27 protein-coding genes are annotated in these 24,248 nt (G+C 73.3%); 17 read left to right on the forward strand and 10 right to left on the reverse strand.

The genetic code is table 11. From position 1 onward, the window contains the following. Positions 1–3: 3 nt before the first annotated feature. Positions 4–594, reverse strand: coding sequence for a GNAT family N-acetyltransferase (locus tag CFP65_RS05750; protein ID WP_104815055.1), 591 nt, complete (start codon positions 592–594; stop codon positions 4–6). Positions 595–747: 153 nt separating this feature from the next. Here CFP65_RS05750 and CFP65_RS05755 point away from each other — a divergent pair, with 153 nt between their 5' ends. From CFP65_RS05755 to CFP65_RS05765, 3 genes are all read left to right on the forward strand, one after another. After that, on the forward strand, positions 748–1,371 hold the full coding sequence (locus CFP65_RS05755) for an HAD family hydrolase (RefSeq protein WP_371682367.1): 624 nt from the start codon (positions 748–750) through the stop codon (positions 1,369–1,371). 215 nt (positions 1,372–1,586) lie between these two features. Then, positions 1,587–3,272 (forward strand): sensor histidine kinase, encoded by a 1,686-nt coding sequence (locus tag CFP65_RS05760; RefSeq protein WP_254552248.1) that lies wholly within the window; start codon positions 1,587–1,589, stop codon positions 3,270–3,272. Continuing rightward, positions 3,263–3,913 carry a response regulator transcription factor gene (locus CFP65_RS05765; protein ID WP_104815057.1) on the forward strand — a complete coding sequence of 217 codons (651 nt, stop codon included), beginning with the start codon at positions 3,263–3,265 and terminating at the stop codon, positions 3,911–3,913. The genes CFP65_RS05760 and CFP65_RS05765 overlap by 10 nt, the downstream gene beginning before the upstream one ends. A 24-nt stretch (positions 3,914–3,937) precedes the next feature. On the opposite strand, the gene CFP65_RS05770 is transcribed toward CFP65_RS05765, so the two are convergent. Then, positions 3,938–5,083: a methyltransferase gene (locus CFP65_RS05770; RefSeq protein WP_104815058.1), complete on the reverse strand. Its 1,146-nt coding sequence runs from the start codon at positions 5,081–5,083 to the stop codon at positions 3,938–3,940. 208 nt (positions 5,084–5,291) lie between these two features. Here CFP65_RS05770 and CFP65_RS05775 point away from each other — a divergent pair, with 208 nt between their 5' ends. The 3 genes from CFP65_RS05775 (at position 5,292) to CFP65_RS05785 (ending at position 6,546) form a co-directional block, all read left to right on the forward strand. Further along, the gene (locus CFP65_RS05775; protein ID WP_104815059.1) at positions 5,292–5,753 is read left to right on the forward strand and encodes a hypothetical protein; all 462 of its coding nucleotides are present in this window, start codon (positions 5,292–5,294) and stop codon (positions 5,751–5,753) included. Positions 5,754–5,866: 113 nt separating this feature from the next. Then, complete coding sequence (locus CFP65_RS05780) at positions 5,867–6,151, forward strand: hypothetical protein (protein ID WP_104815060.1); 285 nt, start codon at positions 5,867–5,869, stop codon at positions 6,149–6,151. Next, positions 6,133–6,546, forward strand: coding sequence for a PIN domain-containing protein (locus CFP65_RS05785; protein WP_104815061.1), 414 nt, complete (start codon positions 6,133–6,135; stop codon positions 6,544–6,546). The genes CFP65_RS05780 and CFP65_RS05785 overlap by 19 nt, the downstream gene beginning before the upstream one ends. 58 nt (positions 6,547–6,604) lie before the next feature. On the opposite strand, the gene CFP65_RS05790 is transcribed toward CFP65_RS05785, so the two are convergent. Then, complete coding sequence (locus CFP65_RS05790; RefSeq protein WP_104815062.1) at positions 6,605–7,216, reverse strand: LysE/ArgO family amino acid transporter; 612 nt, start codon at positions 7,214–7,216, stop codon at positions 6,605–6,607. Between the two features lie 67 nt (positions 7,217–7,283). On the opposite strand from CFP65_RS05790, the gene CFP65_RS05795 reads away from it, so the two are divergent. Continuing rightward, positions 7,284–8,195, forward strand: a complete 912-nt coding sequence (locus CFP65_RS05795) for a LysR family transcriptional regulator ArgP (RefSeq protein WP_104815063.1) — start codon at positions 7,284–7,286, stop codon at positions 8,193–8,195. On the opposite strand, the gene CFP65_RS05800 is transcribed toward CFP65_RS05795, so the two are convergent. Together CFP65_RS05800 and CFP65_RS05805 are read right to left on the reverse strand one after the other, a co-directional pair. Next, entirely contained in the window at positions 8,192–9,421 is a 1,230-nt protein-coding gene (locus CFP65_RS05800; protein ID WP_371682368.1) for an APC family permease, read from the reverse strand. The two genes, CFP65_RS05795 and CFP65_RS05800, sit on opposite strands and share 4 nt — an antisense overlap. 143 nt (positions 9,422–9,564) lie before the next feature. Continuing rightward, positions 9,565–10,410: a class I SAM-dependent methyltransferase gene (locus tag CFP65_RS05805; protein ID WP_104815064.1), complete on the reverse strand. Its 846-nt coding sequence runs from the start codon at positions 10,408–10,410 to the stop codon at positions 9,565–9,567. A gap of 169 nt (positions 10,411–10,579) precedes the next feature. On the opposite strand from CFP65_RS05805, the gene CFP65_RS05810 reads away from it, so the two are divergent. After that, entirely contained in the window at positions 10,580–11,092 is a 513-nt protein-coding gene (locus CFP65_RS05810; protein WP_104815065.1) for a GNAT family N-acetyltransferase, read from the forward strand. Here CFP65_RS05810 and CFP65_RS05815 read toward each other — a convergent pair. Next, positions 11,085–11,663 carry a chloramphenicol phosphotransferase CPT family protein gene (locus tag CFP65_RS05815; protein ID WP_104815066.1) on the reverse strand — a complete coding sequence of 193 codons (579 nt, stop codon included), beginning with the start codon at positions 11,661–11,663 and terminating at the stop codon, positions 11,085–11,087. The two genes, CFP65_RS05810 and CFP65_RS05815, sit on opposite strands and share 8 nt — an antisense overlap. A 138-nt stretch (positions 11,664–11,801) precedes the next feature. On the opposite strand from CFP65_RS05815, the gene CFP65_RS05820 reads away from it, so the two are divergent. The 3 genes from CFP65_RS05820 (at position 11,802) to CFP65_RS05830 (ending at position 14,676) form a co-directional block, all read left to right on the forward strand. Further along, positions 11,802–12,704: an arylamine N-acetyltransferase gene (locus CFP65_RS05820; protein WP_104815067.1), complete on the forward strand. Its 903-nt coding sequence runs from the start codon at positions 11,802–11,804 to the stop codon at positions 12,702–12,704. 64 nt (positions 12,705–12,768) lie between these two features. Next, positions 12,769–13,629, forward strand: a complete 861-nt coding sequence (locus CFP65_RS05825) for a polysaccharide deacetylase family protein (protein WP_104815068.1) — start codon at positions 12,769–12,771, stop codon at positions 13,627–13,629. A gap of 51 nt (positions 13,630–13,680) precedes the next feature. After that, positions 13,681–14,676, forward strand: a complete 996-nt coding sequence (locus tag CFP65_RS05830; protein WP_104815069.1) for a ketopantoate reductase family protein — start codon at positions 13,681–13,683, stop codon at positions 14,674–14,676. An 8-nt stretch (positions 14,677–14,684) separates the two neighbouring features. On the opposite strand, the gene CFP65_RS05835 is transcribed toward CFP65_RS05830, so the two are convergent. Further along, a complete protein-coding gene (locus tag CFP65_RS05835; RefSeq protein ID WP_104815070.1) occupies positions 14,685–15,503 on the reverse strand; it encodes an SDR family NAD(P)-dependent oxidoreductase in 819 nt (272 codons plus the stop codon). Positions 15,504–15,760: 257 nt separating this feature from the next. On the opposite strand from CFP65_RS05835, the gene CFP65_RS05840 reads away from it, so the two are divergent. The 5 genes from CFP65_RS05840 to CFP65_RS05860 all read left to right on the forward strand — a co-directional run bounded on the left by CFP65_RS05840 (position 15,761) and on the right by CFP65_RS05860 (position 19,625). After that, positions 15,761–16,630: a 3-hydroxybutyryl-CoA dehydrogenase gene (locus CFP65_RS05840; protein WP_104815071.1), complete on the forward strand. Its 870-nt coding sequence runs from the start codon at positions 15,761–15,763 to the stop codon at positions 16,628–16,630. 11 nt (positions 16,631–16,641) lie between these two features. Beyond that, positions 16,642–17,223 carry a flavodoxin family protein gene (locus CFP65_RS05845; RefSeq protein WP_104815072.1) on the forward strand — a complete coding sequence of 194 codons (582 nt, stop codon included), beginning with the start codon at positions 16,642–16,644 and terminating at the stop codon, positions 17,221–17,223. A gap of 184 nt (positions 17,224–17,407) precedes the next feature. Continuing rightward, complete coding sequence (locus CFP65_RS05850) at positions 17,408–18,400, forward strand: phosphatidylserine/phosphatidylglycerophosphate/cardiolipin synthase family protein (protein ID WP_104815073.1); 993 nt, start codon at positions 17,408–17,410, stop codon at positions 18,398–18,400. Between the two features lie 75 nt (positions 18,401–18,475). Continuing rightward, positions 18,476–19,018, forward strand: coding sequence for a hypothetical protein (locus CFP65_RS05855; protein ID WP_158702050.1), 543 nt, complete (start codon positions 18,476–18,478; stop codon positions 19,016–19,018). Between the two features lie 61 nt (positions 19,019–19,079). Further along, positions 19,080–19,625: a hypothetical protein gene (locus CFP65_RS05860; RefSeq protein WP_104815075.1), complete on the forward strand. Its 546-nt coding sequence runs from the start codon at positions 19,080–19,082 to the stop codon at positions 19,623–19,625. Positions 19,626–19,631: 6 nt separating this feature from the next. On the opposite strand, the gene CFP65_RS05865 is transcribed toward CFP65_RS05860, so the two are convergent. Then, positions 19,632–20,954: a DUF4419 domain-containing protein gene (locus CFP65_RS05865; protein WP_104815076.1), complete on the reverse strand. Its 1,323-nt coding sequence runs from the start codon at positions 20,952–20,954 to the stop codon at positions 19,632–19,634. 45 nt (positions 20,955–20,999) lie between these two features. Continuing rightward, on the reverse strand, positions 21,000–22,484 hold the full coding sequence (locus CFP65_RS05870; RefSeq protein ID WP_104815077.1) for an MFS transporter: 1,485 nt from the start codon (positions 22,482–22,484) through the stop codon (positions 21,000–21,002). Between the two features lie 99 nt (positions 22,485–22,583). On the opposite strand from CFP65_RS05870, the gene CFP65_RS05875 reads away from it, so the two are divergent. Beyond that, positions 22,584–23,417 carry a TetR/AcrR family transcriptional regulator gene (locus CFP65_RS05875; protein ID WP_174805504.1) on the forward strand — a complete coding sequence of 278 codons (834 nt, stop codon included), beginning with the start codon at positions 22,584–22,586 and terminating at the stop codon, positions 23,415–23,417. Here CFP65_RS05875 and CFP65_RS05880 read toward each other — a convergent pair. Beyond that, the gene (locus tag CFP65_RS05880) at positions 23,411–24,028 is read right to left on the reverse strand and encodes a DUF5701 family protein (RefSeq protein ID WP_104820682.1); all 618 of its coding nucleotides are present in this window, start codon (positions 24,026–24,028) and stop codon (positions 23,411–23,413) included. The genes CFP65_RS05875 and CFP65_RS05880 overlap by 7 nt on opposite strands. Between the last annotated feature and the right edge of the window lie 220 nt (positions 24,029–24,248).

Below are 24,248 nucleotides of genomic sequence, written 5' to 3' on the forward strand. Positions count from 1 at the left end.
CACCTACCCGGCGACCGACCGGGTCAGCGGCCGACTGAACCGGCGGCAGACGTGCACCCGCCCGAACTCACCCCGCAGCCGGGCCGCTTCGGCCAGCGGCGCGGAGAGGAAGAGGGTGATGGGCCGCAGCCCCGGGCGGCGCGCGCCGATGGCCCGATCCGGCTCCTCGGGGTGGCTGCGCAGGTCGGCGTAGACGTGCAGGAAGTGCTCGCTCTCGGCGAAGCCGGCCGCGCGGTACCAGTCGAGGGTGCCGGGGTCGTCCCTGGTCCAGGCGTCCAGCGTGTCGACCCCGGCGGGCACCTCGGCCAGCCAGGCGGCCAGCAGGGCGGTCGCCAGCCCCCGCCGCCGGTGCTCCGGCCGCACGGCCACGGATTCGATGGTCGCCAGCGACCCCGTCACGCTCACGTCCAGCAGCGCCAGCACGGCGCCGTCCGGGTCGACGGCGACCAGTCCGCGCCCCGGCGGCACGACGGGCGGCCGCTCCCGGAGGACGTTGTCGAAGTACGCGGTGTCCAGGAAGGAGAGCACCCGGCAGTGCAGCCAGGAACGCTCGTCAGCGGGCCGGTAGGCCCGGATGGTGGTGTGATCGGGCATGGTGATCCTCCGTCGGTCCTACTGCTGGAACGGCCCGTTGGCGGCCAGTCGGGCCCTTGCGGCCGAGGTCCTGCACGAGGGGGATCACGTCCGCCAGCCTGCGCTCCCCGGCCCGCTCGTGGCAACCGGTTTCCGGCCTGGTAGGAAAGGCTGGTGACTGGACAAGGGGCGAGCCGACCGTTCGATGCCGTGCTGTGCGACCTGGACGGGGTGGTGCGGTTCTTCGACCACCGTGAGGTGGCCCGTCTGGAGCGGGCGGCGGGGCTCCCGGCCGGGGCCGCCTTCCGGGCCGCGTTCCGCCCGGGGGTCGGGGACCGGCTGGTGCTCGGCGCACTCGACCGGGTCACCTGGACGGCGGCGCTCGCCGACGGCCTCGCGCCCCTGGACGCCGAGCGCGCCGGGGAGTTGGCCCGGGCGTTCGCCCACAGCCCGGCCTGGGCCGACGAGACGGCGGTGGCCCTGCTCCGGCGGGCCCGGGCCCACGTCCCGGTGCTACTGGTCACCAACGCCACCGTCTGGCTGGAGGAGGACCTGGCGGCCCTCGGCCTGACCGACCTCGCCGACCAGGTGGTCAACAGCGCCCGGGTCGGCCTCGCCAAGCCCGACCCGGCCCTCTACCACCTCGCCGCCGACCGCGTCGGCCTCGCCCCCGACCGCTGCCTCTTCGTCGACGACAGCCCGAAGAACGTCGCGGCGGCCGCCGGCCTGGGCATGCGCGCCGTCCTGCACCGCACCCCAGCCGACCTCGCCACCGCCCTCGCCGACCTCTGGTCCTGAACTCCGCTCACGACGACGACCCGGTGGCCCGATTTCCCTGGTCAGCCCCAGTGCCTGAGCTTCCCTCACCCATCCGGCGGTAGGGGTTTACCCACCCTCAGAAGTAGGCCCTGCACCATGGCGGGCCGGCCTCCCCGAGCGCGAGCATGATCTCGGGCCGCAGGGTGCGGCCGGTTGAAGAGACGGGGGTAGTCATGTGGGCCTTCAGTGATCGGGTGCCCTGGACAGCGGGCGTCCTGGTGGCCCTGACGGCGATCTGCCTGGCGGTGGCGCTCCGCTCGGCGTCGGCCAGGGGCAGACCGGTCGTGTCGGCGGCCTCACCAGGCGCGGCCCCTGCCTCCGCACCGGGCGCGGCTCCTACCGCCGTACCGGGCGCGGCCTCTGCCGACCTACCGGGCCGAGCCGAGCGGCTGGTCCGGCACTGCGCAGCGGCCCTGCTCGGGTTCGCCGCCTTCGGCGAGGTGACGGTGCTCCTCCGTGCACTCCACAACCCCGGCGGCCCGGGCTACGTCGTCACCGTGCCCGGCCTGGCCGCCCTCGACCTGCTGCCGGCCACCCTCCTGCTCCCCGCCCTGCTGCTGGCCATCCTCCCCGCGTACCCACCCGGCCAGGCCCCCGGCCGTCGCACCGTCCCCATCACCGCAGCGGTGGCCGGCTCCGTCCTGGCCTGGCCCTCCTGGCTGACCAGTACCCCGCCCCTCCCACTGATGGACCACCTGGTGGGCGGCCTCGCCATCCCCTTGCTCGCCGCCGCAGCCGCAGCCGCCCTCCCCCGCCTCACCGCTCCACCCGCCGGGTCCGCCGCCCCGGCCTCAGCCTCCGCCACCCCCTGGGCCCTGCTCCTCCCGGGCGTCGCCACCATGGTCGCCGGTCTGCTCGGGTTCCCGCTCTGGGCTCCCGCCGAGCCCGGCACCGGGATCGGGCTCGCCGTCACGTACTGGTCGATCGGCCTGGCCGTGCTGGTGGCCCTCGGCACCGCCGCGCTGCACCGCCCACGGGCGGCGGCCCACCTCGCCACGCTCGGCCTGCTCGCGGTGGGCGCGTACGGCGTGATCCAGGGCGGGTTCAGCGGCTCCCTCCTGGAGATCCGCACCTTCGGCACTCCGGTCGGCCCGCCACCGGGCCTCCCCTCCGAGCTCAGTCACCACATCACCGTGCTGGCCGGCATCCACGGCGCGCTGCTGCTCGCTCTCGGGCTCTGGCTGCTGCCGCGCACTGTGCTGCCCGATCTGCGGCGAATGCTGGGCCGCGAGCCCGATCCGGCGCTCTCCCGTCGGGTGCAGGAGCTGGCCGAGACCCGGGCCGAGGCGGTGAGTTCGGCGGCGGCCGAGCTGCGCCGGATCGAGCGCGACCTGCACGACGGTGCCCAAGGCCGGCTGGTCACCATCGGGATGAACCTGCGGGTCGCCGAGGAGCTGATCCGCACCAGCCCGGCCGAGGCGGCGGCCCTGGTGGTGGAGGCCAGGGTCTCCTCGGCCACCGCCCTGGAGGAGCTGCGCAGCCTGGTCCGCGGCACCTGCCCACCCGTGCTGGCCGACCGAGGCCTCGGCGAGGCCGTCCGCGCGCTCTCCCGGGAGCTGCCGCTGCCCTGCGAGACGGAGATCGACCTCCCCGTCCGGCTCGACCTCCCGCTGGAGTCGGCCTGCTACTTCGCGACGGCCGAGTTGGTGACCAACGCCGTACGCCACTCCTCCGCGAGCACCCTGCGAATACACCTGACCCACACCGACGGCCGGCTGCGCCTGTACGTCGCCGACGACGGCATCGGCGGGGCCGACCCGAGCCGGGGCACCGGCCTGGCGGGGGTGGAGCGCAGGATGGCGGCCTTCGATGGCATCCTGACCGTCAGCAGCCCGCCCGGCGGGCCGACGGTGGTGGCCCTGGAGGTGCCGTGCGGGTAGTGGTGGCGGAGGATCTCTTCCTACTCCGGGAGGGCCTGGTGCGGCTCCTCAAGGCCCGGGGCTTCGAGATCGCGGCGGCCACCGACAGCGCGCCGGGCCTGCTCGACGCACTGCTCGAACACCGGCCGGAGCTCGCCGTCGTCGACATCTGGCTGCCGCCCACCCACACCGACGACGGCCTCCGGGCGGCCCTTGCCGCCCGGTCCCGCCTCCCCGGCCTGCCGATCCTGCTGCTCTCGCAGTACGTGGAGCCGCTGTACGCCGAGGAGTTGCTCGCCGACCAGTCAGGTGGGGTCGGGTACCTGCTCAAGGACCGGGTGTTCAGCGACGACCAGTTCGTGGACGCGATCCGCACCGTCGCCGGGGGCGGCACGGTGATGGACCCTCAGGTGGTCACCAAGCTGCTCGGCCGCCAACACCGCAGCACCCCGCTCTCCCGCCTCTCCGACCGGGAGCGCCAGGTCCTGGAGCTGATGGCCGAGGGCCGGTCCAACAGCGCCATCGCCCAGCGGCTCTTCGTCAGCGAGAAGGCCGTCTCCAAGCACAGCACCAGCATCTTCACCAAGCTGGAGCTCTCACCCTCCGAGGACGACAACCGCCGGGTGCTCGCCGTCCTCGCGTACCTGATGTCCACGCCCTGAACGGGCCGGCCGGCGCGCCCCGGGTCAGCGCTTGACGGCCCGGAGGATGACGAACTTCGGGTTGCCGGCCACGAGTTGGGCGTTGCCGAAGATCCGCCGCAGCGTCACGTGGTACCCGAGGTGCCGGTTCCCGACCACCCACAGCTCGCCGCCCGGCCGCAGCGCGGCCCGCGCGTCGAGGAACATCCGCCGCGCCGTGGCGTCGGTGGTCGCCTGGTGACTGTGGAACGGCGGGTTGTTGAGCACCAGGTCGAGCGAGCCGGCCGGCGTACCGGCGAGCCCGTCCGCCGCCCGGAAGGTGGCCTTGGCCCCGGCCGGCAGGTTGGCCCGGAAGGTCGCCTCGGCCGAGGCCACGGCCTGGTGCGACTCGTCCACGAAGAGCAGCTCCGCCTCGGGGTTGCCGAGCGCGGCGGCCGTCCCCACCACCCCGTTGCCGCACCCGAGGTCGGCCACCAGCTCGGGCCCGCGCCGCACCGGCAGGTGCTGCAGCAGGAACCGGGTCCCGATGTCCAGTCGCTCCGCGCAGAACACCCCCGCATGGTTGACCACGGTCCGCCCCGAGGCCACCCCGATGTCCCCCGGCAGCGCATAGCTGAGCGGCCACGGGTCGGCCCCACGCGCCGGCCCCGGCGCCGGGGTGCTGAAGATCAGCCGGGCCTTCTTCACCGCGAGCGAGGTCTTGGTCGGACCGATCAACCGCTCGAAGAGCTGGAGCGTCGAGGTGTGGATCTCCGTCACCATCCCGGTACCGACCACCACCGTGTCCGCGTGCAGGGCCGGGGCCAGCCGGTGCAGCTGGTCCTCCAGCAGCGCCAGGCTCTTCGGCACCCGCACCAGCAGCACGTCGATCCGCGCGGGCGGAGTGTCCCGGGTGGTGAGCAGCGTGACCCCGTCCGCCCCGCCCCTGTTCCGCCCCAGGTTGGCGAGCGTAGCCTGCTGCCCCAGGTACGAATCACTGATCTGCGTCGGCCCGTGCGCGGCGAGCGCCGTGACCAGCGCCCCCCACCGGTCCCCGAGCGCCACCACCGTGCCGGACAGTTCGACCCCGCTCTCGGCGAGGTGCCGCAGCAGGTACTCGTCGGCGGCGTCCCAGGCCCGCAGCTGCTCGCGCGGGTGCTCGGGAAAACGAGTGAGGGTGAAGTCGCCGGTGGCCGTCGTCAGGATGTTCATCGTGCGCCCAGGCTACCCAAATCTCCCCCACCCCGTCCGACCCCACCCGCAACCCCACTGACCTGCGGACTCTCTCCTCCGCCGCCCGCACCGACCCCCATCGCGGCGCACGCTGCTGGCGGAGCCACCCCGATGGTGCGATCATCCACCGCATCGTTCCCGGTCCGCCGCCACCGACCGGGCTCCACACCGACCAGGGGGATCGGCCGTGCCCAGCACCGAACTGCGCCACACCTACACCGTCGCCGCACCACCCGCCGCCGTCCTCGCCCACCTGGCGACCCCCGAGAACTACATCGGCCTCTCCCCCCTCCTCGTCGCCGTCCGCGACATCCACCAGGAGGCCGGCACCACCCACTACACCGCCGTCGAACGCTTCCGCTTCCTCGGCCTGATCCAGCACGACAACATCATCCGAGTCACCCTCCACACCTCGTCCACGGACCTCCCCACCACCGCCACCGTCAGCGGCAAGGTCACCAGCCCCGGCGCCGTCCGGATGGACTACACCTTCACCATCACCGCCCAGCCCGGCGCCACCTCCCTCGTCACCGACACCCTCCACCTCCACACCCCCTTCGGTCTCCTCCGCTACGCCGCCGGCAAGGCCGCCGCCGTCCAGGCCGAACGCGGCCGAGTCCTGGCCCACCGCCTCGCCAACGCCTCCTGACGACAGTCAGAACGCCTCGGGTGGCTCATCCGACGGCGCCCAGCTCACTCCGCGGGCCCACTGGCACCGATGAACCGGTCACGCTCTTCCTACTCCTTTGATAATCTGGAGCCATGACTGAGATGCCCTACAGCATCGGCGAGGGTCCGGCCACCCGGGTCAGCCTCTCGCTTCCCGAAGGCACGGCCGAGGCGATCCGCCAACGAGTGGGCAAGCGCGAGTTCTCGGCGTTCATCGCCGCAGCTGTCGAACGCGAGCTGCGCGGTCAGATCCTGGACGAGTACCTCGCCGACTACGAGCGCCGGCAGGGGCCGATCTCAGCCGCGGAGCAGGATCGGGCCCGCCAGGTCTTCGACGAGGTGTTCGCCGAGGAGGGCGGATGGCCCGTCACAAGCTGAGCCACGAGGGCACCTTGGTGCTCGACTCCGAAGGCCTCTCCAAGCTGGTCAACGATCACGAGCCCGCCGTGGCGCTGGTCGCAGAGGCCCGGAAGCGGGGCATGGAGGTGGTGATCAGCGCGCTGACCATCATCGAGGCCGTCCACAGCCGCACTGACCAGGCGCGTCTGCGGTGGATCCTGTCCGGCCTGCGGATCGTGCCGATCGGCGACGAGGAGGCACGGGCCGCCTCGGCACTCCTGGTCGGCGCGGGCCTGCACGGCCACAAGTACGCGATCGACGCGGCGGTGGCGGAGATGGCACTCCGTCAGCACCGGCCAGTCGTCCTGCTGACCTCGGACATCGATGACATGACCAAGCTCTGTGGGGATCGCGTGCGGCTCGTGGCCGTCTGACGCCTGCTTCGGCGCCCGCACGGCGACCAAGAAGAGTCAACCTTCAGCCGCAGCCGGCTCAGGCCCCGGCTGCCAGGGACAGGCCGGTGACCAGCATTGTCGTCGCGACCAAGGCGTCCAGCGCGCGCCAGGAGGAGGGGCGGCGGAAGAACCCGGTGAGCAGCCGGGCGCCGAAACCCAGGGCGGCGAACCAGCACAGGCTCGCCAGGGCGGCACCGAGCCCGAACTGCCAGCGCAACGCACCGTGGGTCGCCGCGACGGAGCCGAGCAGCAGCACCGTGTCGAGGTAGACGTGCGGGTTCAGCCAGGTCATCGCGAGACAGCTGAGCACCGCGCGGCGGCCGGAACGGACGGCGGGTCCGCCGCCCTCCAGGCTGGAGGCCCGGAAGACGCGCCGAGCGGCGATCACCGCGTAGCAGAGCAGGAAGGCCGCGCCGACCACGCGCACTGCCGTCAGCGTCGCCGGCCACGCGGTGATCAGCGCGCCGAGGCCGCCCACCCCCAGGGCGATCAGCACGGCGTCGGAAGCCGCGCAGATCGCTATCACCGGCAGGACCGCCTGCCGCCGCACACCTTGGCGCAGCACGAAGGCGTTCTGCGCCCCGATGGCGACGAGCAGTGACATGCCGGTCCCGAATCCGGCCGCGGCGGCGGTGAGCGTGGTTCCCATGAGCGCAACCGTAGGGAGCCCGCACATCACAAGACCAGCTAAAGATTCTTACGTATCATTAGCACTCATGAAGGCCGAGCTCCCCCACGACCTCGTCCGTACCCTGCTGGCCGTGGTCGACGAGGGCACCTTCGACGCAGCGGCGACGGCCCTGCACCTGACGCCCTCGGCGGTGAGCCAGCGGATCAAGGCACTGGAACAGCGGACCGGCCGGGTCCTGCTGACCCGTACCCGACCGGTGCGACCGACCGAGTCGGGCCAGGTCGTGGTGCAGTTCGCCCGTCAGCTCGCCCGCCTGGAGGACGACGCCCGCAATGCGCTGGGGATGCCCGAGGACGGAGAGGACTCCGGCCCGGCGACACCCTCCTGGCTCCCGATCGCGGTCAACGCGGACTCGTTGGCGACCTGGTTCGTCCCCGCGCTGGCCTCGCTCGCCCAGGACGCGCGAGTCCACGTCGACCTGCGACGGGAGGACGAGGCCCACACGACCACCCTGCTGCGGGCCGGCGAGGTGATGGCGGCGGTCACCTCCTCGCCCCAGCCGGTCGCGGGGTGCTCGGTGCAGCGGCTGGGCGCCATGGTCTACCTCCCGGTCGCCGCACCGCAGTTCGCCGCCCGCTGGCTCGACGGCGATCCGGCCCTGCTGCTCCCGGAGGCGCCGGTGGTCTGCTTCGACCGTCGCGACGAACTGCAGGACGCCTTCGTCGGCGACCTCACCCCCGGTCGGCGAGCAAGCGTCCGACGCCACTACGTCCCCTCCAGCGAGGGCTTCGCCGACGCCGTGACGGCCGGCCTCGGCTGGGGTCTCGTCCCAACCGCCCAAGCCGAACCCCGGCTACAGAGCAACACCCTGGTCCGGTTCCTCCCGGACCGCACCGCCGAGGTCCCGCTCTACTGGCAGCAGTGGCGCCTCGACTCCCCCGCCCTCGTAGCCGTCGCCACGGCGGTGAAGGCAGAGGCGAAGCGGGCGCTGCGCTAGGTGAGTCGGCTGCGTACGCCGTAGAGCGCGGCGCCGACCACGAGCACGCCCGCCCCCGTCGCCACGGATGCGATCGGGAGGGCGAAGGCGAGGGCGAGGCAGCCGACCAGGCCGAGCACCGGGACCGGGAGTGGGGGGCGGCCTTCGGTCGGAGGGAGGGTGAGGGCGGCGGTGTTGGCGATGGCGTAGTAGGTGAGGACGCCGAAGGAGGAGAAGCCGATGATGCCGCGGAGGTCGGTGGTGGCGGCCAGGGCGGCGACGGTGAGTCCGATGGTGAGGGCGGCGCGGTGGGGGACGGCGTAGCGGGGGTGGATGGCGGCGAGGGTCGGGGGGAGGTGGTGGTCGCGGGCCATGGCGAGGGTGGTGCGCGAGACGCCGAGGATGAGGGCGAGCAGGGAGCCGAGGGCCGCGAGGGCCGCGCCGACGTTGACCAGCGGGACGAGGCCAGGGGCCCCGGCCGCGCGGACGGCCTCGGCGAGGGGTGCGGTGGCCCCGGCCAGGCGGGTGGGCCCGAGGACGATGAGCAGCGCGAGGGCCACCGCCGCGTACACCGCGAGGGTGATGGCGAGGGCGGTGGAGACGGCGCGCGGGATGGTCCGGGCCGGGTCGCGGACCTCCTCGCCGAGGGTGGCCACCCGGGCGTACCCCGCGAAGGCGAAGAAGAGCAGGCCCGCCGCCCGGAGCACCCCGCCCGGCGTGGTGTCGGTGACCGGCGTGAGGCGGGCCGGGTCGGCCGCGCCGCTGGTCAGGCAGACCAGGACCACCGCGAGCAGCAGCGCGAGGACGGCCGCGACCACCGCCCGGGTGAACCAGGCGGCCTTCTGCACCCCCAGGTAGTCCACCGCCGTCATCGCCAGCACGGCCGCCACCGCCACCGCCCGGGCGTGCCCGGGCCAGGCGTACAGGCCGACGGTCAGGGCCATCGCCGCGCAGGAGGCGGTCTTGCCGACCACGAACCCCCAGCCGGCCAGGTAACCCCAGAACAGCCCGAGGCGTTCGCGGCCGTAGACGTAGGTGCCGCCGGAGGCCGGGTAGCGGGCGGCCAGCCGCGCCGAGGAGGTCGCGTTGCAGTACGCCACCACGGCGGCCAGCCCGAGCCCGAGCGGCAGCCCGGCCCCGGCGGCGGCCGCAGCCGGCCCCCAGGCCGAGAACACCCCCGCCCCGATCATCGCCCCGAGCCCGACCACCACGGCGTCCCCCACCCCGAGCCGCCGTTCCAGCACCACCGCACCCACTCCTCGACAAGGTCGCCCCGGCCCTCGGATCGGGCCGGAAGATCGCCGCGCACCCTATCGGGAGAAAGTGTCCGGCAAGGGCGAGGGCAAAGCGCAAAGGCAAAGCGCAGGGACAGGGGCAGGGACAGAGGGCCTCAGCCGGCACCCGGGCCGGCGGCCCGGAGGAGGTGGGCGCCGCCGCCGGGGTAGGAGCCCGGAGGGCGGTGGAAGAAGCGGGTGGCGATGGCGTCCACGTCCAGGTCCTCGATCTCGGGGAGTCCGAGGTCGGTGAGGGTGGCGGCCAGGTCGGCGGGGGTGAAGTGGGTGAGCCAGGGTTCGCCGAGGGCGGCGACCCGGGCGGCGCTCCGCTCGTAGGCGGCGCGGCCTTCGGGCGAGCGGCTCTCGGGCGGTTCGGAGTAGTCGAAGAGCAGCTGGGCGCCGCCGGGCAGGCCGCCGATCAGTCGCAGGGTGTCGAGCACGGCCTCCCGGGTCAGGTACGGCACCACACCGAGCCAGCTGAACACGGCCGGACGGGACGGTTCGAAGCCCGCCGCCGTCAACTGACCGAGCAGGGAGTCCCGTTCGAAGTCGACGGGCACGTGGTGGAGCGAGTCGGGCACCGCGATCCCGGCCTCGGCCAGGCGCTGCCGCTTCCACTCCTGGGTGGCCGGGTGGTCCACCTCGAAGACGCGCAGGCCCGGGTGGGTCTGCCGGTACCCGAAGGTGTCCAGCCCCGCGCCGAGCACGACCAGTTGCCGAGTGCCGGCGGTGTGGGCAGTGGCCACCGTCTCTTCGGCGAAGCGGGTGCGGGCGGCGATGAACAGCCGCATCGGCCGCCGCCCGGGCTCCGCCTCCGCCTCGGCGACCAGCGCGGCCGGATCGGCACCGAGGATGGCGACGGCCAGCGGATCGGCGAACACCCGCCCGCCCTCCAGGAGTTGGTGCACCGCCCGGTGCCGCGCGGCCGCGTACGCCGTCCGGCTCGGTTCGCCCTGCCTCATCCGCTGCTCCTCCATCCGACCGGGAAGACTGTCCGGGAAGACTGCCGGAGGCGACCCGGGAGGCCACCGCCGCACCCCGCACCCCGTGCTCCGTACCCCGCGCCGTGCACCCCGCACCGCGCGCTCGACCGCGAGCCTACCGAGGCACCCCGCTGGTAGATTCCGGAGGATGGCGACCACCCTGCACGGAGAGTCCGTCACGCTGCGCCCCGCGACCGCCGACGACGTACCGGCCCTGACCGCGATCCGGGCCACGCCCGAGGTCTACGCCCGCTGGCGCGGCGGGCCGGACCTGGCCGCCGAGGTGGCGGCGGACCTCGCGGACGAGCTGAACCCGGTGCTGGCCATCGAGTACGGGGGCCGTACGGTGGGCGCGATCCAGTGGCACGCCGAGCAGACGCCGGACTACCGGCACGCGGGGATGGACATCTTCCTCGACCCCTCGGTGCACGGCCGGGGCCTGGGCGCCGACGCCGTCCGCACGCTGGCCCGGCACCTGATCACCGACCACGGCTTCCACCGCCTGGTGATCGACCCGGCGGCCGACAACGCCGCCGCCATCGCCTGCTACCGCAAGGTGGGCTTCCGCCCGGTGGGCGTGATGCGGCAGTACGAGCGAGGCTCGGACGGCAGTTGGCACGACGGCCTGCTGATGGACCTGCTGGCCGAGGAGCTCAGCTAGCCGCAGCGGCAGAGCGGAGGCGGTCGAAGGCGGTCGGCCCGGCCGGGCGGGCGGCCAGATGGGCGCGGATCGCGCGGGCGCACTCCTCGGTGCCCTCGGCGAAGGTGTCGACCTCCAGGTCGTAGTGGCCGTGGGCGTGCACCACGCCGTACTGGCGCTCGGCGATGCCCAGGCCCCGGTCACCCCGGTCGCGTTCGCGGCGCCGCAGCTCGGGCAGCGGGCAGTGCACCCCGACGAAGAGCACCTCGTACCCGGCCAGCACCTCCAGGCAGTCGGCCAGCCGCCAGGGTTCGCTGAGCACGTGGTCGACCACCACGTTGTTGCCGCCCGCGGCCATCGCGGCGATCGAGCGGTGGAAGCCGCGCCGCATCCGCCGCAGCGCGAGGTCCAGCCGCTCACCCTCCATCAGATCGGCCCGGCGGGCGCCCATCGCGTTGAAACCGTCCACCGCCAGGTGGAAGTACAACTCGTCCAGGGTGCGCAGCAGTTCCACGGCCAGTGTGGACTTGCCCGAACTCGAGGTCCCGTTCAGGAAGATGATCCGCCCCGCCGGGTGCTCCTGCGCCGCCATCCCGCTCCCCCACACACTCGTACGCCGCTCGTCCGTGCGCACATGATCCCATCAGCGCACCGTCCTGAAAAGGATCAACTGACGCGCCGTACAGAAAAGATCATGTACGCGATAGAGACGGAGGGTTACTGTGCAGGCATGCCGATCGCCACCCTTCCCGCACCCCTGACCGACCGCTACCTGCACCGACTCGGCGTGCCCTCCGGGGCCGCCCCCTCGCTGACCACGCTGCGTGCCCTGCACCGGGCCCACGTGCTGCGGGTGCCGTTCGAGAACCTGGCGGTGCAGTTCGGCCGCCCGACCACCGTCGATCCGGTGGAGTCGGCCGAGCGGATCCTGAGCGGGCGCGGCGGGTACTGCTTCCACCTGAACGGCGCCTTCGCCGCACTGTTGGAGACCATCGGCTACCAGGTCGAGTGGCGGGTGGGCGGCATCCACCGGACGGACAACCAGGCCGGGGCGAGCGGCGACCACCTGACCCTCACCGTGCGGTGCGAGGGCGAGACCTGGCTGGTGGACGTGGGCCTCGGGCAGGGCTTCCTGGAGCCGCTGCCGCTGCGCAGCGGCAGCTACCGGCAGGGCCTCTTCGAGTACCGGATCGGGCCCTCGGCGGTGCAGCCCGGCGGCTGGCGGCTCGACGTGGACCCGCAGCTCGGCTACCTCGGGATGGACTTCCGCCGGCAGCCCGCGAGCGGCCCCGCCGACTTCGCCGAGCGGCACGAGTGGCTCTCCACCGCGCCCACCTCGCCGTTCATGCCCTTCCCCTGCGCCTTCCAGCCCGTCGCGGACGGCCAGAAGGCGCTGCGCGGCATCGTGCTGGTGCGGATCGACCCCGAGGGCCGGCACGTCCGCGAACTGGCCGATTCCGCCGAGTGGTTCGACGTCCTGGAGCAGGACTTCGGACTGACCCTGCCCGAGGTCGGCCCGACAGAGCGGCAGGCCTACTGGGACCGGATCAGCGCCGCCCACCAGGCCTGGAAGGCCGCCGTCGCCCAGCCCCGCGCAGAAAGCACGGCCCCGGCCGCCGCGGTGTCAGCCTGACCCGCAGGCCGGTGTCCTGACCCCGAATCGCACAGGTTTTCCGCAGGTTCTAGGCTGTCGGTCGATGACTGTCGACCGCCGCACCGTACTGCGCTCCACGGCCCGCCTGGCCGCCCTGTCCGCCGCCGGGGGGCTCCTCGCCGCGTGCGGCGAGGACGCCACCCCGAAGGCCTCGGGGCCCGCCTCGTTCGCCGCCCGGGTGCAGCCCTCGCACCTCAACACCGTCGGCCCGGCCGCCACCGGCGTGCCCGCCGCCCCCACCGGCACGCCCACGGCCGCCCCGACGCCGAGCGCGCCGCCCGCCGCTCCCCCGCTGGCCGCCAACACCCCCGACGAGGTGGTGAACGGCCCGCGCGACCGCCGCCAGGTCGCCCTCACCTTCCACGGTCAGGGCGATCCGGCGCTGGCCACCGCGATACTCACCACCGCCGAACAGCACGGTGCCCGGCTCACCGTGATGGTGGTGGGCAGCTGGCTCGACCAGCAGCCCGCGATGGCCCGGCGGATATTGGACGGCGGCCACGAGCTGGGCAACCACACCCAGAACCACCTCGACATCTCGACCATGAGCCCGCAGCAGGCCCACGACGAGATCGCCCAGTGCGCCGAACGGCTCCAGCGGCTCACCGGCTCGATCGGCCGCTGGTTCCGCCCCTCGGCGGCCCAGTACGCCAACGCGATGGTCCGCGAGCAGGCCAAGGCCGTCGGCTACCAGCACTGCCTCTCCTTCGACGTGGACCCGCGCGACTACAGCGACCCGGGCGCCGAGGTCGTGCAGCGCCGCCTGCTCAAGGCCGTCCAGGGCGGCTCGGTGGTCGCCCTGCACATGGGCCACAAGGGCACCCTGGACGCCCTGCCCGGCATCCTGGACGGCCTGAAGGGGATGGGCCTGGGCGCGGTGACCGCCAGTCAGCTCTGCGCCTGAGCGCGCCCTCCCCCGACGGGTACGAACCCTTGAGGCCCTAGGCTCCCCCGCATGCGATACATCATCATCGGTGCGGGTGCGGTCGGCGGCGTGATCGGGGGGCGGCTCTTCGAGAGCGGCCATGAGGTGGTGCTCGTCGCGCGCGGCGCGCACCTGGCGGCGCTGCGCGCCGAGGGCCTGGAGCTGACCACGCCCGAGGGCACCCGGCGGCTGCCGGTGCCGGCCGTGGGCGGGCCGGACGAGGTCGAGCTGGGCCCGGAGGACGTGCTGCTGCTCGCCGCCAAGACCCAGCACGCCGAGGCGCTGCTCGCCGAGTGGGCCGCCCGGCCGGTCGCGGGCGGCGGCACCGCCGGGGAGGTGCTGCCGGTGGTCACCGCGCAGAACGGCGTGGAGGGCGAGCGGCTGGCGCTGCGCCGCTTCCGGCGGGTGTACGGGATGTGCGTCTGGCTGCCCGCCACCTTCCTGGAGCCCGGCCGGGTCAGCGCGGCCGGTGCTCCGGTCTCCGGCTTCCTGCACGTCGGCCGCTACCCGGCCGGATGCGACCAGACCGCCGAGCGGATCTGCGCGGACCTCGAGGCCTCGGTCTTCCGGGCGGTGGCCACCGAGGAGGTGATGGCTTGGAAGTACGGCAAGCTGCTCGGCAACGTGGGCAACGCGCTGGAGGCCGTCTCCGGCCCGGCCGTGACCGAGCCCCAGCTCACCCTCTTCCGCCGCCTGGTCGCCGAGTACGAGGCCGCGCTGGCGGCGGCGGGCCTGGCGTACAAGAGCGCCGCGGAGCAGCAGGCCGAGCGCGGCGACCTGATCACCCTCCGGCCGCTGCCCGGCATCGAGCGCGGCGGCGGCTCCTCCTGGCAGAGCCTCAGCCGGGGCACCGGCACCATCGAGGCCGACTACCTGAGCGGCGAGGCCGTGCTGCTCGGCCGCCTGCACGGGGTGCCCACCCCGCTCAACGAGGCCCTGCAGCGGCTGGCCGGCGAGTTCGCCCGCACCGGCCGGGCGGCCGGCAGCCTGACCGAGGCGGAGCTGGACGAGCTGCTCGAGCTCTGAGCGACTGGTCAGGCCAGCGGGTCGGCGGGGCCGTACGGGCGGAGCCGGAGCGTCCGGGCGTCGGCCTCCCGGATCGCCTCGGCCTCGCTGACCAGGCGCTCCAGGTTGTCCCGTCCGGCGTGGATGAAGCGGCCGTGCAGGGCGTCGAACCGGCCCCGGGCGGCGTCCACCGTCACGGCGACCATGTACGGGATGCTGCCCCAGGCCTTCATGTCCTTGAACATCGGCATCCCGGCCGTCATGTCGGTGGCCACCGCGCCGGGGCTGACGTCGAGGATCACCACCCGGTGGGCGGCCAGCGAATCGGCCAGGTTGTCGGAGAGCTGGAGCAGCGCGCCCTTGGAGGTGGCGTACGCGGTGTAGTTGCCGTCCGGGCGCAGCGCGAAGCCGGAGTTGAGGTTGAGCACCCGGCCGGAGCGGCGGCTGACCATGCCGGGCAGCACGTACCGCATCAGGTTGAACGGCCCGCGCAAGTTGGTCTCCACCACCTGCCACCACTGGTTCGGGTCGGCCTCCCAGAGCGGCACCTCGGCCCGGTCGACCTGCCCGGCGTTGTTGACCAGCAGGTCGACCGGGCCGAGGTCGCGCTCCACGGCACGGACGGCCTCCCGGACGGCGCCGGGCCTGGTCACATCCACCGTGACGGCCACCCCGCGGGCGCCGTGCCGCACGCACTCCTTGAGGGTCTCGATCAGCGTGCCGTGGGTGCGGCCCAGCAGGCCGACCGCCATCCCCTCGGCGGCCAGCCCGATCGCGATCTCCCGGCCGATGCCCCGGCCCGCGCCGGTGACCAGCCCGACCTGCCCCGTCAGCGAACCCGTCGGCATCGCGCTCCAACCCCTTCCGACCCGGCCCCACGCAGCTCCGCTCGGCATTGTGGCCCCCGCCCGCCCCGGGCCCGGGCGAGCCTCGCGCCGGAGGTGACGCATCTCATCCGATCGGCCCATCGGCAGGGGAGGTGAACCGTCGTTCGCTCCGGGGTAGTACGGTCGTGCAGGCGACACTCACGGGTACGACCTGTGCCGTGCCGTCCCTCGATCAGCTGCCGGGCCAACCCCGGCGAATCACGGTGAAGGGCAACGGAGTGAGTGACATCGCGCGCGTCGGAGTGGTGGGCTGCGGCCTCATGGGGTCGGGCATCGCGGAGGTCTTCGCCCGCGCCGGGCTCGAAGTACTGGTCTCGGAGGCCACCGGCGAGGCCCTGGAGCTCGGCCGCACCCGGCTGACCAACTCCCTGGACACCGCCGTCAAGCGCGGCAAGCTGACGCAGGAGCTCCGGGACGAGGCGATGTCCCGCCTCTCCTTCACCACCGACCTGGCCGACTTCGCCGACCGCGACCTGGTGGTCGAGGCCGTCGCGGAGCGCGAGGACATCAAGACCCAGATCTTCCAGACCCTGGACCAGGTGGTCGAGCGCCGGGACGCGATCCTCGCCTCCAACACCTCCTCCATCCCGATCGTGAAGCTGGCCTCCGCCACCTCCCGCCCGGAGCAGGTCATCGGCCTGCACTTCTTCAACCCGGCCCCGGTGCAGCGCCTGGTCGAGGTGGTGCCCACCCTGACCACCTCCGCCGAGACCACCGCCCGGGTCGAGGCCTTCGCCGTCCAGGTGCTCGCCAAGGAGCCGATCCGCGCCCGCGACCGGGCCGGCTTCGTGGTCAACGCGCTGCTGGTGCCGTACCTGCTCTCCGCCGTCCGGATGTTCGAGTCTGGCGTGGCCACCGCCTCCGACATCGACAAGGGCATGGAGGCCGGCTGCGCCCACCCGATGGGCCCGCTGCGCCTGTGCGACCTGATCGGCCTGGACACCATCGTCTCGATCGCCGACTCGATGTATGAAGAATTCAAGGAGCCGCTGTACGCCGCTCCCCCGCTGCTCTCCCGGATGGTCGACGCGGGCCTGCTCGGCCGCAAGTCCGGCCGCGGCTTCTACGACTACACCGCCACGGCCTGAGCCACCTGACGATGTCGCGCTCCTTCCTCTTCCTGCTGGGCAGCGCCCGCGCGGACGGCAACACCGAGCTGCTCGCCCGGGCCGCCGCCGAGCAGCTGCCCGCCGGCACCGAGCAGCGCTGGCTGCGGCTGGCCGAGCTCGACCTGCCGGACTTCACGGACGGCCGGCACGCCCCCGCGCACACCCCGCTCGCCGGTGACGAGGGCCTGCTGCACGAGGCCACGCTGGCCGCGACCGACCTGGTGATCGCCTCGCCGCTCTACTGGTACTCGGTCTCGGCGCACACCAAGCGCTACCTGGACTACTGGTCCAAGTGGCTGCGCACGCCCGACCCGGAGTTCAAGGCCAAGATGGGCGGGCACACCCTCTGGGGCGTCACCGCGATGGCCCACGCCGAGCCGGAGGCGGCCCGGCCGCTGGAGCTGACGCTCCTGCAGTCGGCCGCCTACCTCGGCATGCGGTACGGCGGCGTACTGCTCGGCACGGCCAACCGGCCGGGCCAGATCACCGAGGACGAGGCGGCGCTGGCCCGCGCCAAGACCTTCTTCGCGGCCGAGCCGCCCCTGGCCCGCTTCCCCTTCCGGGAGGCGTAAGCGGACCTCTCTCGTCCCCGGACCCCCTTCGCGGGGGTCCGGGGCTCTGTCATCACGCCGTCAGAAATTCACCTCGCGGATCTACCCGCGTATCTCGCGGATATCGCCGCCGGAGCATGCTGGTCGGCCTTCGCGCCCCTGACCTTCCCGGGCTCAACTGCCCGCCCCACAGGTGGAGTTCCGCATGCCCAGCCTCAGCACCGCACGCCGCGCCGCGACCGCCGCCGGCGCCCTGCTCGCCTCGGCCGCCCTGCTCGCCTCCGGCGCCACCGCCCAGGCCGCGAGCGCCTATTCGCTGCTGGTCTACCCGGACCAGAGCCACAGCGCCGTGGTCTCCTTCGTCAACACCGCCACCACCTCGGTGGACATGACGATGTACGAGCTCCGTGACACCAGCGTGGTCAACGCCCTGGTCGCCAAGCAGAAGGCGGGCGTGAAGGTCCGGGTGATCCTGGACGCCCAGCACACCTCGGTCAACGGCTCGGCCTACTCCACCCTCAAGGCCGGCGGGGTCGGGGTCACCTACTCCTCCGCCGCCTACGTCTACACCCACCAGAAGACCGTCACGGTGGACGCCGCCAAGTCCCTGATCCAGACCGGCAACCTGGACTCGGTCTACTACGCCAACGACCGCGACTACGGCGTCTTCGACAGCGACACCGCCGACGTCGCCGCGATCGAGCGGGTCTTCGCCGCCGACTACGCCAAGACCGCCGTCACCCCCGGCGACGGCGACAACCTGGTCTGGTCGCCCACCGACTCCCAGAGCCGCCTGCTCGCCCTGATCAACGGCGCCCAGCACTCCCTCGACCTGGAGCAGCTGGAGTTCGGCGACTCCGCCCTGGTCGACGCGATCGTGGCCGCCGAGCAGCGCGGCGTCACCGTCCGCGTGGTCGGCATGAACCCGAGCAGCTACGGCACCTACTTCGACCAGGTCACCGCCGCCGGCGGTTCGGTGGTCACCTACTCCTCCTCCGGCGGCCTCTACGTGCACGCCAAGGTGATCGTCGCCGACTACGGCACCCCCACCGCCAAGGTCTTCGCGGGCTCGGAGAACTTCTCCGACAACTCCCTCAACCACAACCGCGAACTCGGCCTGATCATCAGCGACTCCGCGGTCCTCAACGGCATCGAATCCACCTTCACCACCGACTTCGCGGGCGGCACCCCGTACTAGGCCGCACCCGGCACCGCGCGCCCCGACCGGCGGAGGCCACCCCTCCGTCGGTCGGCGCGGGTAGCGTGTTGAGGCATGACACTGCTGAATCTTCCTCAGAACTCCGTGCTGCTCGACCTGTTACGGGAGCAGGGTGAGCCGCCGAGGCCCACCGGCCTTGCGTACGAGGGGTGGGAGCTGCACACCCACCCCGATCTGGTCGAGCGACTCGAGGAACTCGCGGGCGACTGGCCCGTCTTGCCGACCTTCGGGGTGCCGGTACTGGCGGCCAAGGGCATCGCCGCAGTCCTTGCCCTGGGCACGAACAGCCTGCTGGTGCGGCTTCCCGAGGCGCCGCCCGAGGCTCTGGCACCGGCAGCGCCGCGGCCGCCGCTGACGGATCCCGGCCAGGACTGGTACGCGGTCTCGGCCTGGCAGAGCGAGCTCCACTCGACGGAGTCCGCGCGGCTGCTGTCGGAGGTGGTCCGGCACGCGCTCTCGTACGCGGCGGGTCTCTCCTCGGACACCACCACCGATTGGCGGGGACGGCCGGTGCAGACACCGCCCACAGCCGGGGGCAAGGCCGGGGCCAAGCGAAAGAAGGGCAAGGCCGAGCAGCGGCGGCCCCGGCACTCCTGAGAGCCTCGGCCGGCATCAGAAGCCCTTTGCGCGATGATCAACTTTGGTGAGAATCTGCGCCGTGCAAAAGAACCAGCTCGGCCGACTCGTCGGCGCCGTCTTCGGTCTCGTCTTCATCCTGCGCAACGTCGGGGCCTACCCCGCCGCCGTGTGCATCCCACTGCGAGCCCTGGCGATCCTCGCCTTCCTGTGGCTCTTCCGCGCCATCCGCCGCACCCCGACCTCTCCCACGACCACCGACGGCGCGGCCCCGGCCCTGTTCGGCAAGGGGTACCGCCTCGTGGTGGCCGCCGAGGTCGTCCTCGGGATGGGCGGTCTGATCGCGCTCAACCCCGTGCTGCACCTCCCGGAGGCCTCCGTCGGCTGGATCAGCCTCGTGGTCGGCCTCCACTTCTTCGGCCTCGCCGCCGTCTGGCGCCGCCCCACCATCCACCGTCTCGCCGCAGCCCTGACCGCCTGCGGCACCCTCGGCCTGACCCTGGGCGTGGCCCAGGTGCCCTACCCCCTCACCGCCACGATCGGCGGCATCCTCCCGGGCGTCCTCCTCCTCGCCTCCGTCGCCCGCGACACCCGCACGCCGGCCGACCGGACCCCCGCCCTCGGCTGAGGGGGCTCAGAGGTGGTGCAGGGCGCGGTCGAGATCGGGGCCGACGTACTCCCAGCACTCGATGTCCCCCGTGGCGGGGGCGTGTTCGCCGAGGTACCAGCCGCCGTCGGTGGCGCGGACGAGGCAGAACGCGCCGACCTCGAGCGCGAGGTCGGCGGCCAGGGGTTCGCCGAGGTGGGTCACGGTGCCGAGGGGGTCGAGCAGGCGGGCCGTCGGGGTGGCGGTGCGGAGCCGGATGGTGTCGATCGTCCACGGCTCCGGGAGGCGGCCGGGCAGTTGGGCCGGGCGGGGCAGGAGGTGGGCCACCGCGTGACCGAGCCGGGGGGTGAGCCAGCCGTCCTCGCGGGTGAGGCCGAGGACGCCGCCGAGGAAGACCATCTCGAAGGTGCCGGCCGGGGTCTCCCACTCGAAGGGCACGGTGGAGACGTGCGAGGGGAAGGTCTCCTCGGCGGCCGTGCCCGGGCCGAACTCCTCCTTCGGCTCCGGGCCCTCGTCCGTGTAGCGGTGGGCGAAGAAGGCGTTGATCCAGCCGGTCACGCTGGGCCCACCGGAGCCGGACCGGTGCTTGTAGAGCGAGCGCCAGAACTCCTCGTCCACTCCCTGCCCGGCCGCCGTCGCCGCCATCTGCTCCAGGACGGGCCCCAGCGCGGCGAGCCAGTCGTGGAGTCCGGTGAAGCGCTCCTGCAACGCGCCGATCCGGTCGGCCAGCACCCGCCAGTCCTCGGCGGTGCCGGTCAGGCGGATCTGCGGAATGCCGCACAGTGTGCGCCACTTGAACCGGTAGTACGGACTGACCACGTCCATCAGGGCGACCAGGGCCGCGCCGGCGTCGGCCGGCGTGGTGGTCGAGAAGGCGGGCAGCAGCAGGGTGGCGGTGTCCTCGCCGATCAGCTCCCTCAGGGGTTGCTCGACGAGCCGGATCGACCGCCCCCAGTCCTCCGGAGCCCGGTCGTCCCGGACGGTCACGGTCTGCCGCTCGCCCGGGGTGTCGGTGAACAGCCCGGCGCAGGCGTCCTGGTTCAGCCGGACGTGGACGGCCACCTCCTGCACGACGGTGCACCAGAGCACGTCGGGCGAGAGACTGAGCGGCAGGTGCGCGGCGAAGGCGAGGTGCATCGCGCGCAGCAGCAGGCTGACCGTCGGCTCGGGGTCCTCCCCCGCGGTGCTCAACAGCGTCTCGACGCTGCGCTGCTGGAACTCCACCGGCCCCGGCAGCAGGGCCCGCAGGAACCGCTCGTTGCCGGTCTCGACGATCTCTCCGGCCAGCCGGGCCGCAGCGGCGTCGGCCGCCGCGTCGGTGCCCAGTGATAGCTCGATCACGTACCCCATGCGTTCCCCCCTGCCGGACGAGGCATCAGCGTAGCCGCACGGACCCTAGTGCTCCTCGGTGCTGCGGGAGTCGGTGAGGGTGAGGGCGCCGGTGGCCGTGACCAGGCCGACCAGGACGGCGAGGACGGCGTAGGTGATGCGTTCGCCGTGGAAGAAGGAGTCGGTCAGGGCGCCGCTCCAGGTGCCGGCGGGGAGTTGGGTGGTGACCAGGGCGGCGATCAGGGTGCCGACCACCGCGGTGCCGATGCTGCTGCCGACCTCCTGGGCGGTGTCGTTGAGGGCGGTGCCGATGGAGGTGCGGTTCTCCGGCATCGCCTCGACCAGGGCGACGGCGCAGATCGTCATCACGGTGCGCAGCCCGATGGTCATCAGCACCATGCAGACCGCGATCACGGCGTAGCCGTGGTAGACGCCCCAGGCGAGGCCGGCCAGCGCGCCGGCCAGGCAGGCCGCGCCGACCAGGCAGGCGATCCGGTGGCCGCACCGCTTGGCGAGCTGCTCGGAGAGCGGGGTGGCCAGCAGCATGGTGGCGATGATCGGCAGGTTGGCCAGGCCGGCCCGGACGGGGCTCCAGCCGTAGGCGTACTGGAAGTGCAGGATCAGGCCGAACATCACGGCGGCCATCGCGATGGCCGTGCCGAGCTGGGCGATGGTGGCGCCCCGGACGGTGCCGCCGCGGAAGAGCTTGAGGTCGAGCATGGGTGCGGCGGTGCGCCGCTCATGCCGGACGAAGGCCGCCCCCGCGACCAGGGCCCCGGCGATCGAGGCGAGGGTGGCGGCGGAGGCCCAGCCGTGGTCGACCCCGCTGGTCAGGGCGTAGCAGGCCAGGCCGATGGCGGCCACGCTCAGCACCGCGCCGGGCAGGTCGAGCCGGTCCTTGGTGAGGTCCTCCGGCCGGTCGGCGGGGACGCCGAGGCGCACGCCGATGGCCGCGATCAGCGCGATCGGGGCGTTGACCAGCAGCAGCCACTGCCACCGGACGTGGGCCAGGGCGGTGCCGCCCAGCAGCGGGCCGAGCACGAAGCCGGACATCCCGACGATGATCATCACGGTCATCGCGCGCATCCGCAGCGCCTGGTCGTCGAAGAGCCGGAAGACCAGCGAGTTGGTGATCGGCGCCATCGCGGCGGCGGCGATGCCGAGCCCAGCCCGCAGCGCGATCAACTCGCCCGTGCCGGAGACCGCGAGCACGGCCAGGCTGATCAGGCCGAACGCGGCGAGGCCGACCAGCAGCACCCGCCGCCGCCCGAGCCGGTCGGCCATCGAACCGGCCGTCAGCAGCAGGCCGCCGAAGGTCAGCGAGTACGCGCCGGTCACCCACTGCAGGGCGGTGGTGCCGCTGCCCAGGTCGCGGCCGATGGTGGGCAGGGCGATCGAGAGGAGGGTGTTGTCCACCATCTCGACGAAGAAGGCCAGGCAGAGCGCGGCCAGCGGTATCCAGGCTGCGCGCAGCGACGGGTAGGTGCGCGGCGCGGCCGTGGGCGCGGCGACGGTGGCGGTGCTGGTGGTACTGGTGCCGGTGCCGGTCATGGCAGCCCCCTCTCGGTGTGGTGGGTCGTCGGATTATCGAACCGTGTTCCACACTAGAACCAGGTTCGATAATCTTGCAACTGTGATTGGATGGGGACCATGACCCGCCCGCGTCCACGCCCCGCCGACCGACCCGCCCGGGAGCCCCGGGAGCGCCGGCGGGCCTCGCACTCGCTGGAGACCGTCCTCGGCGCCGCCGTCGCCCTGCTCGACGAGGCGGGCGAGTCGGCGCTGACCCTGCGCGCCCTGGCCGCCCGGCTCGGCACCGGCGTCGGCAGCATCTACTGGTACGTCTCGGGCAAGGACGACCTGCTGGAGCGCGCGATCGACCACGTGCTCGGCGGGGTACTGGAGACGGTCCGGGGCCGCGCCGACACCGGCGACCCGGTCGAGGACCTGCGGACGACGGCCGTGACGCTCTTCGACGCGATCGTGGACCGCCCCTGGCTGGGCTCCCGCGTGATGCGCAACATCGACGTACCGAGCAACTCGCTGCGGATGTACGAGGAGTTGGGCCGTCAGACGCTGCGCCTGCCGCTCACCCCGCGCCAGCGCTTCCACGCGGTGTCGGCCGTGATCTGCGTGGTGGTCGGCAGCGCCGACGACCTCGGCCAGGATCCGCCCCCGGAGGTGCTCGACGGCACGGTGGGGCGGGCGGAGTTCCTCGGCGAGTACGCCGAGCGCTGGCGGAGCCTGGACGCCGAGCAGTTCCCCTTCCTGCACGACGTGGTCGAGGTCTTCGACGGCCACGACGACAGGGAGCAGTTCCTCTCCGTGCTCGACCTGGCCCTGGCGGGCGTCCGCCGCCAGGCCGAGACCAACGCGGCGAAGGCCGCCGACGCGGGGAGCGCCGGCGGCAAGGCGAGTACTGACGGCAAGACGAGTACCGACGGCACGGGGAACCCCGGCGGCACCAGGGCCGTCGGTCAGTAGGCCCGGCGGCCCGTCGCCGAGGCGAAGCCCAGCCAGGTGTGCCGGTTGCCGGCCCAGCACCAGCCCGCCTTGGGCGCGTCGCGCCGCTCCCGGCCGTCCCGGCCGGTGCCGTTGCTGATCCAGAGCGCGGGGGTGCGGGCGTCCAGGGTGCCGTCGGCCTTGCGCAGCCGGGAGCCGATGGTCATGAAGCAGTGGCCCCGTTCCAGCGCGGCCGGCTGCTGGAGCACCCAGTGGATGCCCTCGGCGAGCAGCAGCGGGCTGCGGCCCTGCGCGGTGAGGGCGGGCAGCGCCTCGTTCGGGCTCCAGTCGGCCATCGCGTCCCCGCGGTCGAGGCCGTCGAGCAGGTAGAGCGGCCCGTCCGGCAGGGCGAGGCCCTCGATCGGGGCGAAGCGGTCCACGTCGGGCATGTCGACCACCACGAAGCCGGACTTGCCGGCGCGGCGCAGCAGCGGCGCGAGCACGGAGGCCGGCACCCGGTCGGGGTGGACCGCGAGCAGCGTGCCCGCCGCCGCCCCGGCGGCGAAGGCCCGTACCTCGGCGGGGGTCAGCCCGGCGAGCTCGGCCACCCCGAGCTCGATCAGGCGCTCGGCCTGGGCGGCCGGGGCGGGCAGGGTGACGGCGGAGAGAGCGGAGGCAGAGGCGGAGGCGGAAGTGGAGGCGGAAGTGGAGGCGGCTACGGACACAGTGCTCCCTGGGTCGGGCGATCGGCGGCATGGTGCGCAACGAAGGACCCGGCCGGAGCATTCCCGCCCGCCCCGAAGAACCGGGAGCGAGCGGCCGCGGCCGAAAAGCCCAAGCAGCCCGAGCAACCCGAGAAGCCCGAGCAGCCCG

This window comes from Kitasatospora sp. MMS16-BH015, assembly GCF_002943525.1.
Lineage (GTDB): Bacteria > Actinomycetota > Actinomycetes > Streptomycetales > Streptomycetaceae > Kitasatospora.

Bases quoted from the DNA above. Each gene is read 5' to 3' on its own strand.
- CFP65_RS05750 (WP_104815055.1), bottom strand. From the start codon at position 594: ATGCCCGATCACACCACCATCCGGGCCTACCGGCCCGCTGACGAGCGT.
- CFP65_RS05770 (WP_104815058.1), bottom strand. From the start codon at position 5,083: ATGAACATCCTGACGACGGCCACCGGCGACTTCACCCTCACTCGTTTT.
- CFP65_RS05780 (WP_104815060.1), top strand. From the start codon at position 5,867: ATGACTGAGATGCCCTACAGCATCGGCGAGGGTCCGGCCACCCGGGTC.
- CFP65_RS05785 (WP_104815061.1), top strand. From the start codon at position 6,133: ATGGCCCGTCACAAGCTGAGCCACGAGGGCACCTTGGTGCTCGACTCC.
- CFP65_RS05790 (WP_104815062.1), bottom strand. From the start codon at position 7,216: ATGGGAACCACGCTCACCGCCGCCGCGGCCGGATTCGGGACCGGCATG.
- CFP65_RS05795 (WP_104815063.1), top strand. From the start codon at position 7,284: ATGAAGGCCGAGCTCCCCCACGACCTCGTCCGTACCCTGCTGGCCGTG.
- CFP65_RS05805 (WP_104815064.1), bottom strand. From the start codon at position 10,410: ATGAGGCAGGGCGAACCGAGCCGGACGGCGTACGCGGCCGCGCGGCAC.
- CFP65_RS05810 (WP_104815065.1), top strand. From the start codon at position 10,580: ATGGCGACCACCCTGCACGGAGAGTCCGTCACGCTGCGCCCCGCGACC.
- CFP65_RS05815 (WP_104815066.1), bottom strand. From the start codon at position 11,663: ATGGCGGCGCAGGAGCACCCGGCGGGGCGGATCATCTTCCTGAACGGG.
- CFP65_RS05820 (WP_104815067.1), top strand. From the start codon at position 11,802: ATGCCGATCGCCACCCTTCCCGCACCCCTGACCGACCGCTACCTGCAC.
- CFP65_RS05825 (WP_104815068.1), top strand. From the start codon at position 12,769: ATGACTGTCGACCGCCGCACCGTACTGCGCTCCACGGCCCGCCTGGCC.
- CFP65_RS05830 (WP_104815069.1), top strand. From the start codon at position 13,681: ATGCGATACATCATCATCGGTGCGGGTGCGGTCGGCGGCGTGATCGGG.
- CFP65_RS05835 (WP_104815070.1), bottom strand. From the start codon at position 15,503: ATGCCGACGGGTTCGCTGACGGGGCAGGTCGGGCTGGTCACCGGCGCG.
- CFP65_RS05845 (WP_104815072.1), top strand. From the start codon at position 16,642: ATGTCGCGCTCCTTCCTCTTCCTGCTGGGCAGCGCCCGCGCGGACGGC.
- CFP65_RS05850 (WP_104815073.1), top strand. From the start codon at position 17,408: ATGCCCAGCCTCAGCACCGCACGCCGCGCCGCGACCGCCGCCGGCGCC.
- CFP65_RS05855 (WP_158702050.1), top strand. From the start codon at position 18,476: ATGACACTGCTGAATCTTCCTCAGAACTCCGTGCTGCTCGACCTGTTA.
- CFP65_RS05865 (WP_104815076.1), bottom strand. From the start codon at position 20,954: ATGGGGTACGTGATCGAGCTATCACTGGGCACCGACGCGGCGGCCGAC.
- CFP65_RS05870 (WP_104815077.1), bottom strand. From the start codon at position 22,484: ATGACCGGCACCGGCACCAGTACCACCAGCACCGCCACCGTCGCCGCG.
- CFP65_RS05875 (WP_174805504.1), top strand. From the start codon at position 22,584: ATGACCCGCCCGCGTCCACGCCCCGCCGACCGACCCGCCCGGGAGCCC.